Annotated in this window: 15 protein-coding genes; 7 read left to right on the forward strand and 8 right to left on the reverse strand. The window is 68.1% G+C overall.

The features are described 5' to 3' along the window. Nucleotides 1-45 precede the first annotated feature (45 nt). Nucleotides 46-1,203: an ATP-binding protein gene (locus OXN85_06175; protein MCY3599537.1), complete on the forward strand. Its 1,158-nt coding sequence runs from the start codon at nt 46-48 to the stop codon at nt 1,201-1,203. 27 nt (nt 1,204-1,230) lie between these two features. Here OXN85_06175 and OXN85_06180 read toward each other — a convergent pair whose 3' ends face one another. Together OXN85_06180 and OXN85_06185 are read right to left on the reverse strand one after the other, a co-directional pair. Then, nucleotides 1,231-1,923, reverse strand: a complete 693-nt coding sequence (locus OXN85_06180) for a class I SAM-dependent methyltransferase (protein ID MCY3599538.1) — start codon at nt 1,921-1,923, stop codon at nt 1,231-1,233. Between the two features lie 31 nt (nt 1,924-1,954). After that, on the reverse strand, nt 1,955-3,070 hold the full coding sequence (locus tag OXN85_06185) for a TauD/TfdA family dioxygenase (protein ID MCY3599539.1): 1,116 nt from the start codon (nt 3,068-3,070) through the stop codon (nt 1,955-1,957). Between the two features lie 139 nt (nt 3,071-3,209). Here OXN85_06185 and OXN85_06190 point away from each other — a divergent pair, with 139 nt between their 5' ends. The 5 genes from OXN85_06190 (at nt 3,210) to OXN85_06210 (ending at nt 7,631) form a co-directional block, all read left to right on the forward strand. Continuing rightward, entirely contained in the window at nt 3,210-3,830 is a 621-nt protein-coding gene (locus tag OXN85_06190) for a peptidase (GenBank protein MCY3599540.1), read from the forward strand. Continuing rightward, nucleotides 3,827-5,308, forward strand: a complete 1,482-nt coding sequence (locus tag OXN85_06195; protein ID MCY3599541.1) for a serine hydrolase — start codon at nt 3,827-3,829, stop codon at nt 5,306-5,308. Before OXN85_06190 ends, OXN85_06195 begins: the two co-directional genes overlap by 4 nt. Then, nucleotides 5,305-5,721: a DUF1801 domain-containing protein gene (locus OXN85_06200; GenBank protein ID MCY3599542.1), complete on the forward strand. Its 417-nt coding sequence runs from the start codon at nt 5,305-5,307 to the stop codon at nt 5,719-5,721. The genes OXN85_06195 and OXN85_06200 overlap by 4 nt, the downstream gene beginning before the upstream one ends. After that, nucleotides 5,721-6,860, forward strand: a complete 1,140-nt coding sequence (locus OXN85_06205) for a DUF1295 domain-containing protein (protein ID MCY3599543.1) — start codon at nt 5,721-5,723, stop codon at nt 6,858-6,860. Before OXN85_06200 ends, OXN85_06205 begins: the two co-directional genes overlap by 1 nt. A 216-nt stretch (nt 6,861-7,076) precedes the next feature. Continuing rightward, a complete protein-coding gene (locus tag OXN85_06210; protein ID MCY3599544.1) occupies nt 7,077-7,631 on the forward strand; it encodes a flavin reductase in 555 nt (184 codons plus the stop codon). Nucleotides 7,632-7,640: 9 nt separating this feature from the next. Here the strand turns inward: OXN85_06210 and OXN85_06215 are convergent, their stop codons facing one another. The 6 genes from OXN85_06215 to OXN85_06240 form a co-directional block, all read right to left on the reverse strand. After that, a complete protein-coding gene (locus OXN85_06215; protein MCY3599545.1) occupies nt 7,641-8,180 on the reverse strand; it encodes a GNAT family protein in 540 nt (179 codons plus the stop codon). Between the two features lie 52 nt (nt 8,181-8,232). Further along, nucleotides 8,233-9,507: a TRAP transporter large permease gene (locus tag OXN85_06220; GenBank protein MCY3599546.1), complete on the reverse strand. Its 1,275-nt coding sequence runs from the start codon at nt 9,505-9,507 to the stop codon at nt 8,233-8,235. Next, nucleotides 9,507-10,031 (reverse strand): TRAP transporter small permease, encoded by a 525-nt coding sequence (locus OXN85_06225; GenBank protein MCY3599547.1) that lies wholly within the window; start codon nt 10,029-10,031, stop codon nt 9,507-9,509. The genes OXN85_06220 and OXN85_06225 overlap by 1 nt, the downstream gene beginning before the upstream one ends. A 4-nt stretch (nt 10,032-10,035) precedes the next feature. Next, the gene (locus OXN85_06230; protein ID MCY3599548.1) at nt 10,036-11,070 is read right to left on the reverse strand and encodes a TRAP transporter substrate-binding protein; all 1,035 of its coding nucleotides are present in this window, start codon (nt 11,068-11,070) and stop codon (nt 10,036-10,038) included. Between the two features lie 76 nt (nt 11,071-11,146). Further along, nucleotides 11,147-11,629, reverse strand: a complete 483-nt coding sequence (locus tag OXN85_06235; protein MCY3599549.1) for a hypothetical protein — start codon at nt 11,627-11,629, stop codon at nt 11,147-11,149. A gap of 9 nt (nt 11,630-11,638) precedes the next feature. Then, nucleotides 11,639-12,403, reverse strand: a complete 765-nt coding sequence (locus tag OXN85_06240; protein MCY3599550.1) for a 3-oxoacyl-ACP reductase FabG — start codon at nt 12,401-12,403, stop codon at nt 11,639-11,641. Between the two features lie 246 nt (nt 12,404-12,649). Here OXN85_06240 and OXN85_06245 point away from each other — a divergent pair. Continuing rightward, nucleotides 12,650-13,355 (forward strand): peptidase M28 (locus tag OXN85_06245; GenBank protein ID MCY3599551.1); only part of this gene is annotated, 706 nt, incomplete at its 3' end.

Genomic DNA, 13,355 nt, shown 5'->3' on the forward strand with positions numbered 1-13,355 from the left:
GACAAATCTTACATTGCGTGTTAGATTTGCATAGTTATGATTCGAATGATCCCACGCGAGAGCAAGCTGCGAGTGGAACGCCTGCTGGCGCGGGCCCCGGCTGTCGTGCTAACCGGACCGCGGCAGGTGGGCAAGACGACCGTGGCGCTCGAGATCGCGCGCGAGCGGGGCGGCGCTTACCTCGACCTGGAGCGCCCCTCGGACCGGGCCAGGCTGGCGGACGTCGACGCGTACTGCCGCCGCAACGCCGAGCGGCTGGTCGTCTTTGACGAGATTCAGCGGGTACCGGATCTCTTCGAACCGCTCCGCGGCATCATCGACCGGCGCCGGCGGGAGGGCCGCCGCACGGGTCACTTCCTCTTCCTCGGCTCGGCGTCCATCGATCTGCTCCGACAATCCGGCGAGACCCTTGCCGGGCGCGTGGCATTCTGCGAGATGCCGCCGCTGAACGTGCGGGAGGTGGGCGCGGAGCGTCTCGACGATCTCTGGTCTCGCGGCGGATTTCCCGAGAGTCTGCAGGCGGAGGGGGACACGGACAGCTTCGAGTGGCGGCTCGACTTCATACAGACCTATCTCGAGCGCGACATCCCGGCGTTGGGGCCGCGGATCCCGAGTGAGACCCTGCGGCGTTTCTGGACGATGCTCGCCCACAACCAGGGGCAGGGGTTCAATGCCGCCGGCCTGGCCAAGTCTCTGAGTGTCAGCGGCGTGACTGTCGCGCGCTATCTCGACCTCATGGTCGACCTGTTGCTGGTGAGGCGGCTGGTCTCCTGGCGGGGGAATCTGGGCCGGCGACTCGTGAAGGCCCCCAAGACGTACCTGCGGGACAGCGGAATTTGTCACGCCCTCCTCGGAATCGGATCGCTGGACTCTCTCCTGGGGCACCCCGTGGCCGGGAGCAGTTGGGAAGGGTTGGTGATCGAGAACATCGTGAGCGCCCTGCCGGCGCATGCCTCGTTCGGCTACTACCGGACCGTAGGCGGGGCGGAGGTCGATGTCGTCATCGAGCGCGGTGCGGGTGAGATCTGGGCGGTCGAAATCAAGCGAAGTACCGCACCCCGTGTTTCGCGCGGTTTCCACAGCGCCTGTGAGGACCTGCGGCCAGCCCGCAAGCTCGTCGTCTATCCGGGTCGCGAGAGCTTTTCGCTCGGTCGGGACATCGAAGCCGTCCCCTTGAGCAACATCCGCGATGAACTGACCTGACCCCAAGTTGGCGTGGCTTCCGCACCGCTATTCGGACTGGCCGTTGAGGCGTTTCCATGTCGCCTCCCACTGGACCCAGTGGCCTGTGTCGGGTGGCGTGCGCGCGGTCACATCCTCGCGGGGTTCCGCGACGACGGCAAAGTCATCGCGTGTCAGGGCGTGCAGTTCGTCGCGCGCGAAGAAGTGGACGGGCAGACCCTGCTTGGAACCGGATTCGTAGCGGACCGTGAACCCGCCCAGGTCATTTCGCTCAATGACCGTATGGGGGCGACGTACCTGGGTCGAGGCGGCGTTCACCCGGAGGAAAAAGAGGCCACCGGGAGACAGGAGGGACGCGACTCGGGAGAAGCACCTGGCGACATCGGCGGCAACGCCGTGCTGGAACACCTGAATCGCGATGACATAGCTGAAGCGGCATCGACTGACGAACGTCCGGAAGTCGGCGCAGATCAAGCGCGCAGACGGCGCAGGCTCCCGGGTAGCCAACTGTCGAAGCGCTTCGGCCGACAGGTCCAGGCCGTAGAGCCGAAGTCCGGACCGCACGAGCGGAAGGTAGTTCCGACCGTTTCCGCACCCGATGTAGAGCCCCCGGCGCTCGGCCAGCGAACTTGGCCGTATCGTGGTGAGGATTTCGTCGACGAAAGGCAGGGGAGGCTCTCCTGCGTATCTCCCCCTGCGGTACTCCGCGTCCCAGCGCGCCGAGACCAGGGATTGGCTCATCTCCTCCAAGCGGACCTCGATCTCCAGGGCCTCAGGCGCGGCCGGTGCGGCGGAGGAGTCTGAGGTGGGTGCGGACGTTGTCGTGTTCGAAGTAGGCGTCCTGCAGGTGGCGCGCCCCGGACGACACCATCTCGGTGCGGCCGTGGAGCACGCGGTGTCCGGCGCACAGCAGGATCATCCCGCCCTCCAGCCGGAAGGTCACCTGGGCGGCGGGGTCGTTGACGCGGCGCGACAGTTCGTGGTAGGCGGCGTAGAACTCGCCCAGCCGGGGTTCCGACAAGGGGATGGCCTGCATCTGCGCCGTGTTGAAGCGGATCATCCTGATCTCCCCGTCGGTGTCCAGGTCGACCATGGGGTTGGCCGCGTAGCACTCGTATTCGTCGCTGAAGATGCGGAACGGAACCCGCACCGAGCACAGCGCGTCGAACTTGTCGGGGTGCTCGCGGCGTAGCGCCTCGAGCAGGCCGAAACCGTCCACGACCGTCGACGCGCCGCCCTCGCACTCGTTCACGAGCATGTGCAGCGCCTGCACGCTCGGGGGCCACGTGTAGCTGGTGAAGTCGTTGTGCACTCCGACGGCCAGAGCCGTGTGCGCGATGTTGTATCCCTTCGGATCGAGCTTGACGTTGTGGATGCGCTCGAACAGGACCTCCCGGACCGGACCCAGCCGGGGCGCGAGTTCCTCCAGCGAATCCGGTTCCGTGAGAGCGTCGACCAGCACGCAGACCCCGGTGCGCAGAAACTCCTCGATCACCTCCGCCGCCGCGCGGTCGTCCGCCAGGAACCGCTGGTAGTCGAACCTCCGCGGCTGGAACTCGCCGTCCCAGTACTTCAACTCGAGACGAGGCCGGCTCAGGAGGGCGTGGATGTCGCTCGACCGGTGGCGCGTGCGGTGTCCGTCCGGCCAGGCGATGGAGATCGCCTCGTCGTCGGATCCGGCGCCGTCGATATCGACTGTCACCGGTCTCAGGTCGCTGGGGACGCGGAAGACGTGGAACCGCTTCTCCGTGGTCTGCTCCACGCAGCACTCGCCGCAGCCGCAGTTGTCCCGCAGCCAGAGGTAGGGGAGATCGGTGCGTTCGCCATCGCTCCAGACCGCGGTCAGGGCGTCGCCGCTCTGCACGAGACTGCTGATCGAGGCACCCATGGTCGATCCTCCCGGTACGTGGTCACCGGCCTCCAGTAAACGCTACGGACGCCCGAGCGATCTTGACAATGCCCTTCGCTTGGGCCGACGCTGCGGCGAGGAGCCCCCGACCGAACCCCTCAAGCGGAGAGTGACCGGCATGCCCCATACGGCTGGGACGAGCGCCGAAGCGAGCGCGGAGCCGGGCGGCCCCGTGGTCAGCTTCACCCGCATGGAGGACGGCACCCGCGAGGACTACGAACTGCTCTCGCGCCTCGAGGACGATTTCGCTGCCGACACCGCGGACCGAGTCCTGGCGCACCTTCGCCAGCTGTCCGGTTCGGTCGGCGGCTACCAGGTCGACCGGCTGGAACATTCCCTGCAGAGCGCGACCCGCGCCCACCGCGACGGCGCGGACGAGGAGATGGTGGTCGCCGCGCTCCTGCACGACATCGACGATCTGCTGGCTCCGCACAGCCACGGCGAGCTGGCCGCGCTCCTCCTGCGGCCCTTCGTGACCGAGCGAACTCACTGGATCGTCCGGCACCACGGCCTGTTCCAGCTCGTCTACTACGCCCACCACCTGGGCCGCGACCGCAACGCGCGCGACAGGTACCGCGACCACCCCTGGTACCAGGACGCCGTGGACTTCTGCCACCGCTGGGACCAGTCCTCGTTCGACCCGGACTATGAGTCGCTGCCGCTGGAGTTCTTCGAACCGATGGTGCGCCGAGTGTTCGCACGCGAACCGTTCAGCCTCTGGCCGAGGGGGCGATCGTGACCGCGCAGCCGCGGCGCCTCGACCTTCATTCGATCCGCGCGGCCATGGTTGCCGCGGTCCTGACCGGGGCGCTGGCAGGCTGCGCCCCGGGCGGCGACGGCGAGCTGCAGGCCCGGGTCGACGCCGTCTTCGCCGACTACGCCAGCGCCGACGGGCCCGGCTGCTCGCTGGGCGTGATTCGGGACGGCCGCCTGATCCACGCCGCCGGCTACGGCGCCGCCAACCTCGACTACGGCATCCCGAACGGCCCCGCGACCATCTACCGCATCGCGTCCGTCTCCAAGCAGTTCACGGCCGGAGCGGTCGCCCTGCTCGCCCTTCGAGGAGAGGTGGACCTGGACGCTCCCGTCCGGCGCTACGTCCCCGAATTCCCCGACTATCCCGACCCGCCCACCGTCCGGCACCTGATCCACCACACCTCCGGCGTGCGCGATTACCTCGGGCTCTTCACCCTGGCCGGGAACCGGAGCGAGGACTTCATCACGAATCGGGACATCCTCGACGCGATCATGCGGCAGCGCGAACTCAACTTTCCTCCGGGCTCCGAGTACCTGTACAGCAACTCGGGCTACGTCCTGCTCGCCGAGATCGTGGCTAGGGCTACGGGACGCAGCCTGCGGGAGTTCGCCCGTGCCGAGTTCTTCGACCCCCTGGGCATGCCGCGCACGCACTTCCACGACGACCACAACGAAGTCGTCCCCGACCGGGCCACCGGCTATTCGCCCACCGAGGACGGCTTCCGGATCGACATGACGACGCTCGACGTGGTCGGGGACGGCGGCATCTACACGTCGGTGGAGGAGTGGCCCGCGTGGGACCGCAACCTGACCGAGGGCACGGTCGGCGGACCGGAATGGGTCGCGCTCATGCACGAACGGGGCTTGCTCACGTCGGGCGACACGATTCCCTACGCCTTCGGTCTCTCGCACGGCGAGCACCGGGGGCTGGCCACGGTGGGGCACAGCGGCTCGTGGGTCGGCTACCGCACGGGCATGTCCCGCTATCCCGCCGCCGGCTACTCGTTCGTGGCTCTGTGCAACCGGTCGAGGATCGATCCCATGGCCCTCATCAGGGGCACGGCCGAGATCTATCTGGAAGACGCGATGGACGCGCCCGAGGACGTCGCCGACGAGGAGGAGGCTGCGGAGGCGGAGACCGCGGAGGAGGACGCAGAAGGGGACGACGCTCTCGACGCTCCGCCCGACCGCGGTATCCCGAATCGGTCGCGCTTCGCCGGATCCTTCTACAGTCCCGAACTGGACGCCATGTATTGGATCGAGGAGGAGGGCTCGGCGGGGCTCACCCTTCGCGTCGGACGGCGCGACCCGGTTGCGCTCGTGGCCGAAGCCGACGGACAACTCACGACCGAGGACGGGCCGACCTTCCGCTTCTCCGGACTCGCCGGCGGCCGGTACGAGGTGATGGTCGTCGACGCCGGGCGGGTCAGGAACCTGCGGTTCGCGCGGACGGAGGGATAACGGCTCTGGTCGCGAAACTCCTCTCGGGCGGGAATCCCCAGATTCCGAAGGGGGATGGAGATGCGCCCGTGCAGGACTACATCGCGGCCATGCCGGGCTGGAAGCGGGAGGTCGGCCGCCACCTCGACGCGCTCATCGAGCGAAGCGTGCCCGACGTCCGCAAGGCGATACGCTGGAACTCGCCCTTCTACGGCATCGAGGGCCAGGGCTGGTTCCTCTCGTTCCATTGTTTCGCGCGGTACATCAAGGTGACCTTCCTCAACGGCGCTTCGCTGCGTCCCACGCCGCCGGTGGAATCGAAGCACGAGCACGTCCGGTACTTCCACATTCATGAGGAGGACGAGGTGGACGAGAACCTCCTGGTGGACTGGCTCCGGCAGGCATCGGCGCTCCCCGGAGAGGGCCTCTTCTGATGCTTGAATGGCTGGGGATCGGCCACCTGTTCGAGTTGTCCGGGACGGAGGCGGTCGCAGGCTTCCTCGCCCCGCTGGCGATCTGCGCCGCCTTCTTCGTAGTGCAACTCGCGCTGCCGGGGAGGCGGGTGCCCGGCTACGTCATCGACGCGGAGACCGGCGAGCCCCGCAGCTACCGGCTGAACGGCCTGCTGGTGTTCGTGCTCGCGGAACTCGTGTGGGCGCTCGAACTCACCGGGATGCCGCGGGACTGGTTCTACCGGTCCACCGCCTACCAGGTGGCCGGCGGCACGATCCTGTGCCTGATCTTCGCCCTCTTCGCCGTGTTCGGCGGGTCGCGAGGCAAGGTGGAGCGTCCGCTCGCCGCCCTGTGGGAAGGGCGCGTCCTCGAACGGTCGTTCTTCAACGAACGCTTCGACGTGAAGATGTTCCTGTACGTCGTCGGCGGGACGATGCTGTCGCTGAACGCCCTCTCCGGAGCCGCCTACCACTACGGGCTCTTCGGCGCGGACTCGAATCCCGGCGTCTTCCTGTACGCGGCGTTCCTCACCTTCTACGTCTTCGACTACTTCATCTTCGAGCGCGTCCAACTCTACACGTTCGACGTGATCCACGAGAAGCTCGGCTTCAAGATGATCTGGGGCGGGATCCTGGTGTACGGGTGGCTCTACATCCTGCCGCTGTGGGGCATGGCCGTGTACCCGGACCCCGGCTTCGCGGCGCCCTGGCGACAGGTGTGGCTGATCGGCGCCCCGGCGCTGTTCCTCGTTGCATGGGGCATCACGCGCGGCGCCAACATGCAGAAGTACACCTTCAAGCGCTGGCCCGAGCGCAAGTTCCTCGGCCTCATCGAACCCGAGTACATCGAAGCCGGCGACCGCAAGATCCTGTGCAGCGGGCTGTGGGGCGTCGCCCGCCACTTCAACTATCTCGGCGAGGGCTTCTTCTCGCTCTCCATCGCCCTCGTGTTCGGCTACTTCGCCAACCCCTGGGCCTGGACCTACTTCGTGTTCATCGTCGGACTGTTCATTTTCCGACAGCGCTTCGACGACAAGTTCTGCGCCGAAAAATACGGCCCCGAGAAGTGGGCCGAGTACCAGGCGCGGGTGAGATACCGAATTATCCCCGGCATCTATTGATGCCCGGGCGCAGGGCAAGTCATGCGCGAGGAGGCGGTGAAGAAGATGCCATCAACGGACGGCTGGTCGAGGAGACGGTTTCTGGGGAGTGGCTCGGCGGCCGCCGCGGTTGCCGGCGTTTGGGGATGTGGGCCCGACGAGGGCATGCCGGTGGGCGGGGGTAGGCCGCCGGCGCCGCTCACCGGGCCTCGTCGCTTGCTCGCGGAGCCGGGGCCGATGCTCCCGCCCGTTCCCGCGATCCTGCTCACCGTGAACGGCCGGCCCGGGGACCCGGACGAGATCTCGGTGCTGTGGACGTTCGTCGTGAGCGGCGATCCGCCCCAGATCGGGGTGAGCGCGGCCTTCGAGCACCAGGCGAGGGAACTCCTGGAGATGCACGACGAGTTCGTGCTCAACGTCCCGCTTGCGTCGATGGTCGAGGCGTTCGACACCGTCGACATGAACTCCGGGCGCGTCGCGGACAAGTTCGAACTTTCGGGGCTGACGCGCGGCGCGGCGACCGCCGTCGATGCGCCCACGGTGGAGGAGTCCCCCATCCATTGCGAGTGCCGGATCTTCGACTCCCTCGAGGTCCCGCCCGAGCGGAAGGTGTTCCTCGCGGAGGTCGTGGCAACCACCGCCATCGAGGGCGCCGTCGACGACGCCGGCCGCCTGATGGTGCCCGCCGTGGACTTCTTCGGGATGACCGCCGGGAGCGGCGAGCACTACACGATGGGCCGCCGGGTCGGCAACATCGGGATGACGGTCAGCCGAACCGACATCAAGTACTGACGGATCGACTCAGCGCCCCTCCCACTCTTCCCTGAGGAGTCCGTAGTACACGTCGTCGACCCGCTCCTCCCGCAAGGTCCGGTGGCCGCGCAACGTCCCCTCGCGGGTCATGCCCAGCTTTTCCATCACCCTGAGAGACGCCGTATTCCGCGCATCGGCATACGCGTACACCTTCGCGAGCCCGCGCTCGCGGAACGCCCAGTCGACGACAGCGCGGGCCGCTTCCGCCGTCAGGCCTCGGCCCCAGTGCTCCCTTGCCAGCGAGTAGCCCAGGGCTCCCGTCGCATAGTCGACGTCGATCTCGATCCCGATGCCCCCGACAACCCTCCCTTCCAGGACCATCGCCCACACCGGCCACAGGTCCCGTGACGTGCGGATCCGGTCCTCCACGAACTCCACCGCGTGCTCCCTGAGGTAGGGCATCGGCGCCGTCAGATACCGGCCCCACTCCGGATCGCGGGCGTACTCGAATATGTCGTCCACGTCCTCCGGACGGTGCGGCCGGAGCAGCAACCGCTCCGTCCTCATTTCGAACTCACGTGTCTCCATCGTGCGGTCCCAGGGTCCTGTCGTTCACGAAACGATGCATGGCTCAGACCCTTCAGTATCCGAGCAGTTCCGGCAGGAACAGGACGACGTCGGGCAGGAACGCGATGCTGATTGTGAGCGCCAGCATGAGCGCGAGGTAGGGCCAGAGCGGACGCGCGACCTCCGCCGGTTCCACTCCTCCCACGGAGCAGGCGACGAGCAGGCTCACACCCACGGGTGGCAGGAAGACGGAGATTCCCTGCGTGGCCACGATGACGGCCCCGTAATGCACGGGGTCGATCCCGAGTTGCGTCGCCAGGGGCAACAGGATCGGCGTCAGCAGGACGACCGCGGGCACACCCTCGAGGATGGCGCCCAGCGGAAGGAAGACGAGAATCGTGAGGAGCATGAAGCCGATCGGGCCGCCGCCCAGCCCCACCACGGTCGACGCGAGCGCCTGCGGCACCTGCAGGACGGCGAGGACCCAGCCGAGGAGGTGCGCGGCGCCGACCACGAACAGCACCATCCCCGACACCACGGCGGTCTGGACGATCTTGCTCCACAGCTCCACGAGCGTGAGGGATCGGTACACCAGTCCCGCCAGTAGCAGCGCGTAGGCGACGGCGACCGCGGCGGCCTCCGTGGGGGTGAAGAGTCCGAAGCGGATGCCTCCCAGGATGACGACGATCATGAAGAGCGGGAGCGCGGCGTCGAGCGTCGCGCGGCGGAGTTCCGCGAACGAAGCGCGTTCCCCGCGCGGCCACCCTTCCCTCCGCGCCTGCCACCCGATCTGCGCCATCAGGCCTGTGGCGCTGAGGAGCGCGGGCACGATCGAGGCGACGAACAGGGCACCGATGGAAACGTTCCCGATCACGCCGTAGACGACCATCACGATGGCGGGCGGAATGAGGATCCCCATGCCGCACGCGGCCGAAACGATCGCCGTGGCGCGCGCCCGGCCGTACCCGTTCGCGGCCAGCTGGGGCACCATGATGCCGCCGACGGCGGCCGCATCCGCGGACGTCGAACCCGACACGCCCGAGAAGAACACCTCGGCCATGACGACCACCTGCCCGAGCCCTCCGGGGAGGTGGCCCACGAGCACGCGGGCCAGCGCCACCAGGCGACGGCTGATCCCTCCGACGTCCATCAGGTAGCCGGCGAGGATGAACAGGGGCACGGCGAGCATGGGGAACGAATCCATCCCCGCGACGATCTGCTGCGGGATGACGACGAGTGGAAGATCCGCCACCACGATGGCGATGACGGCCGCAATTGCGAGCGCGAATCCGATGGGCACGGCGGCCAAAACCAGGAAGCCGAAAGCCCCGAGGAGGAGGCCGCCCATCAGTCGGCCTCCCCGGTCGACGCCGGTTGCTGCTTGGCGTGTGGGGCGGACATCCCCTCAGCCTCGCCTGCCCCTCCGGCAAGCAGGTGGATCGCCATCAGCACGCCGGAAACCGGCGCCGCCGCATACACGAGCGCGACGGGCAGGTTCAGGGCGGCGGAGCGCTCTCCCATGGTGAGGTCCATGAGGGCGATGCCTGTGCCGATGAGGACGATCGCGAACAGCAGCACGATCGCGGCCGCGAACGTCTCCACCACCTTCTTCGCGCGCGGGGCCAGGCGCCCCGTGACCTGGTTGAACCGGAAATGGGACCGCCGCGCCACCGCCAGCGAGGCCCCGAGCAGCGAGAGCCAGATGAAGCAGAAGCGCGACACCTCCTCGCTCCACGGATTCGGGTAGGCGAAGAGGTAGCGCATCAGAACCTGCAGGAGAACCACGTCGCAGACCGCAATCAGCAGGACGCCAACGGCGTACGTCTCGAGCGTGGCCAGCACCCGGTCCAACGCCCGCAACCGCTTTGTCATCCGCTCACCGTGACTCGCTGGATCGGCCGCCGGAAGCCGCGCGCTCAGCCTCCGCCACCAGCCTTGCGATCAGCGCTTCGCCGTCCGGCAACCGATTCGCCAGTTCATCCCGGACGCGCCGTCTCACGGCCGCCGCGAACGGCGCCGGATCCGGGCGCGAGATCTCCACGCCCGCCTCGCGCATCTCCTCGATCGCGTCCGCCTCCATGCGGCGGGCGACTTCGCTCTGGTAGGCGAGCGCCTCGGCCGCGGAACGGTCGACGGTCTCCCGCATTTCGGCGGGAAGCCCCCGGTAGAACGGCTCGTTCACGAGGAGGGTGATGGGGTTGTAGGTGATGGATGTGAAGCTGTAGAACTTCGCCACCTCGTGGAGGCGGCTGCTCACGAACCCGATCGCGTTCGCCTCCCCGCCGTCGATCACGCCCTGCTGGAGCGCGGAGTAGACCTCGCCGTAGTTCATCGGCGTCGCCTGCACGCCGAGCGCGGAGTAGGCCGCCAGGTACGTCGCGTTCTGGAGGACGCGGAGCTTGAGGCCGGCGAGATCCCTGGGCGTGTCGACGGGCCGGCGCCGGTTGTAGACGTGGCGGAACCCGTAGTCGAGGAACCCGAGCGAGCGGACGCCGGTGCGCTCCAGGAGCAGCTCGCGCCACTCGTCTCCCACCGGACCGTTCATCACGGAGAGCCCGTGGTCCCGGGTCTCGAACAGGAAGGGGAGATCGAATACCTGCGTCTCGGGCACCCAGCCCGATAGCACCGGTGTGCCCGTGATCGCCATGTGCACCGCGCCGACCTGGATCTGCTCAAAGGCGACGCGCTCGCCCCCGAGCTGTCCGGACGGATAGATGACGACCCGGAACCGCCCGTCCGTGCGCTCGAGCATGAGATCCCGGAAGCGCTCCGCCATGAGGTGGAACTCCGACGTGCTCGACAGCACATGGGAAAAGCGGACGTCCCCTGTGCGCGCGTCCGGCGGCGGATTGGATTCCCCGAAGTCGGGAGTAGCGCACGCCCCCGCCAGGAGCGCCGCCGCTGCGGCCACCCCCGGGCCGGGCGGGACCCGCGCTACTCGCTCGCGCTTGTCCCGCCCGCGACGTGGCGCGATGCCGCCTCCACGTTCAGTCGTGATTGAGTGGGACACCTTCCACGACGTGTCGCTGGATCGCCTCGGCCCAATGCGCCATGTAGTCCTCGAAGTCCTCGCCGAACGTTCGTACGAAACCGTCCGCGTCGGCTGACAGCGAAGTTATGCGGTACTTCACGGACGCCTGGCTTCGGCTCTCGCCGTCGCGGGTCACATGAACGTCCACCATAGCGGTGTGGTGGTCCGGAATCACATACACGTACGATGCGACGCCGGCCGCAGGCTCGTGTCGCGTCTGGACCCATGTGGCAGTCCCCGCGTCTTCCTTGGTGGTCTGGAATACCAGACCCTCGCCGGCATGGGGTTCACCGGGATGCACGTAGCGAGGATCCCACCCTGCCACCCACCGTCGCTCGCCCTCGGCGCTGAACAGCGTGAACGCCTCCGCAAACGGGAGCGCCATCGCGACGACGCCAGTCCTCTCCACATGGACGCGCTCGTTTGTATCCGTCACCATCGCCGCTCCCTACGCGCCCCAGATCGTCTGGCCGCCGTCGATGAACAGCGAGGCGCCCGTCACGAGGCTCGCCTCGTCGTTCGACGCGAGGTACACGACAGCCCCCACCACGTCGTCCGGCACGCCGATCTTGCCGAGCGGGATGCGGGCGAGACGCCGCTCGCGGAAAGCGTCCCGCGCGATGTCGGCGCGGTTCAGGTCGGTCTCGATCAGCCCCGGCGCGACGGCGTTCACCCGGATCCCGTGGGGCGCGAGTTCGAGCGCCATCTGCTTCGTGAGCATCTCGACCCCCGCCTTCGACACGCAGTAGTGCGTGAGGTTCGGCGCGGCCACCGCCTGCCCGGCGGACGACACGTTGACGATCGCCCCCGCCGTCCCGTCCTCGACCATGCGGCGTCCGACGGCCTTACCGACCAGGAAGTATCCCTTCAGATTGACCCCCTGGATGGCGTCCCACTCCTCCTCGCCGATCTCGAGGAACGGGGTGCGCCTCAGGATCCCCGCGTTGTTCACGAGGATATCGAGACCACCCAGGAAGTCGTGGGCCTCCGCGACGAAACGCTCGACGTCGGAACGGGAATCGGTCGATCCCTGTACCGCGACCGCGTGACGCCCCATCGCCTCGATCTCACGGACGGCGCTCTCGGCCTCCTCACGGCTCCGCCGGTAGTTGACCGCCACGTCCGCCCCCTCGCCCACCAGTCCGAGGGCGATCGCTCGCCCGATGCTCCGCGAGCCGCCGGTAACCAGAGCACGCTTGCCGTCAAGACGCATGGAGAGATCGGGGTTCGAGGCCAGTGAGTGCCGAACCCACATAGTCCCGGCGCGGACGGGGATTCGCAACGCACGTGGGCATCCCTACCTTCGAGCAGGTTCCATCATCTCGCGGAGCGACCCATGAAGCCCACGGTTCGTCTCGAACTCGCCGGTTCGCTGGCATGCCTCGCCACTCTGATGGCTTCGCTGGTGCCGGGGACGACCCGGGCGGCGGCCGCCTAGTCCTTTCCCTCCGACGATCCGGTGATCCGGGCGATCTGGGTGGAGGGGGTTGAGCGCTCGCAAGTCTACGAGCTCGGCCAGGTGATGATGGACTCCATCGGACCGCGGCTCACCGGCTCGCCGGCGATGGCCGGTGCCAACGACTGGGCGCTCGCGAAGTACGCGGAGTGGGGCATCGAGGCGTACAAGGAGCAGTACGGCACCTGGCGGGGCTGGGAGCGGGGGATCAACCATATCGATCTCATCGCGCCGCGCGTGCGCACGCTCGAGGGCTTGGCTGCGGCGTGGAGTCCGGCCACGGACGGGCCCGTCGAGGCGGAGGTGGTGATCCTGGCGGACGCGGACAGCCCCGGAGCCTTCGAGGCGGCGCTGTCCGAGGTGCGCGGCAAGTTCGTGCTCGTCTCGCGCCCGGAGCCGAGTTGCCGCGCGCCCGACAACCTGGAGTGGTTCGCGCGGCCCGAGACGACGGCCCGCATGGCCGCGGAGCGGGAGCGCGCCATCGCCGAGTGGAACGAACGCGTGGGGAACACGGGGTTCGCTGCGCGCTCGCTGCCGGAAGCGCTGAGCGCGGCCGAACCCGCCGGGATCATCCGCTCTCAGTGGTCCGAGGGCTGGGGCGTCACCAAGATCTTCGGCACCCGCGCGGAGCGGGCGCCGGTCCTGGACCTGAGTTGCGAGGCGTACGGGCTCCTGTACCGGCTGGCCGAGAACGATCAGGGGCCCGTGC

The organism is Candidatus Palauibacter australiensis (assembly GCA_026705295.1).
Taxonomy (GTDB): Bacteria; Gemmatimonadota; Gemmatimonadetes; order Palauibacterales; family Palauibacteraceae; genus Palauibacter; species Palauibacter australiensis.

Coding starts and splice junctions, on each gene's coding strand:
- OXN85_06190 (MCY3599540.1), top strand. CDS start 3,210: ATGCCCCATACGGCTGGGACGAGCGCCGAAGCGAGCGCGGAGCCGGGC.
- OXN85_06215 (MCY3599545.1), bottom strand. CDS start 8,180: ATGGAGACACGTGAGTTCGAAATGAGGACGGAGCGGTTGCTGCTCCGG.
- OXN85_06180 (MCY3599538.1), bottom strand. CDS start 1,923: ATGAGCCAATCCCTGGTCTCGGCGCGCTGGGACGCGGAGTACCGCAGG.
- OXN85_06220 (MCY3599546.1), bottom strand. CDS start 9,507: ATGGGCGGCCTCCTCCTCGGGGCTTTCGGCTTCCTGGTTTTGGCCGCC.
- OXN85_06175 (MCY3599537.1), top strand. CDS start 46: ATGATCCCACGCGAGAGCAAGCTGCGAGTGGAACGCCTGCTGGCGCGG.
- OXN85_06240 (MCY3599550.1), bottom strand. CDS start 12,403: ATGCGTCTTGACGGCAAGCGTGCTCTGGTTACCGGCGGCTCGCGGAGC.
- OXN85_06185 (MCY3599539.1), bottom strand. CDS start 3,070: ATGGGTGCCTCGATCAGCAGTCTCGTGCAGAGCGGCGACGCCCTGACC.
- OXN85_06225 (MCY3599547.1), bottom strand. CDS start 10,031: ATGACAAAGCGGTTGCGGGCGTTGGACCGGGTGCTGGCCACGCTCGAG.
- OXN85_06235 (MCY3599549.1), bottom strand. CDS start 11,629: ATGGTGACGGATACAAACGAGCGCGTCCATGTGGAGAGGACTGGCGTC.
- OXN85_06205 (MCY3599543.1), top strand. CDS start 5,721: ATGCTTGAATGGCTGGGGATCGGCCACCTGTTCGAGTTGTCCGGGACG.
- OXN85_06210 (MCY3599544.1), top strand. CDS start 7,077: ATGCTCCCGCCCGTTCCCGCGATCCTGCTCACCGTGAACGGCCGGCCC.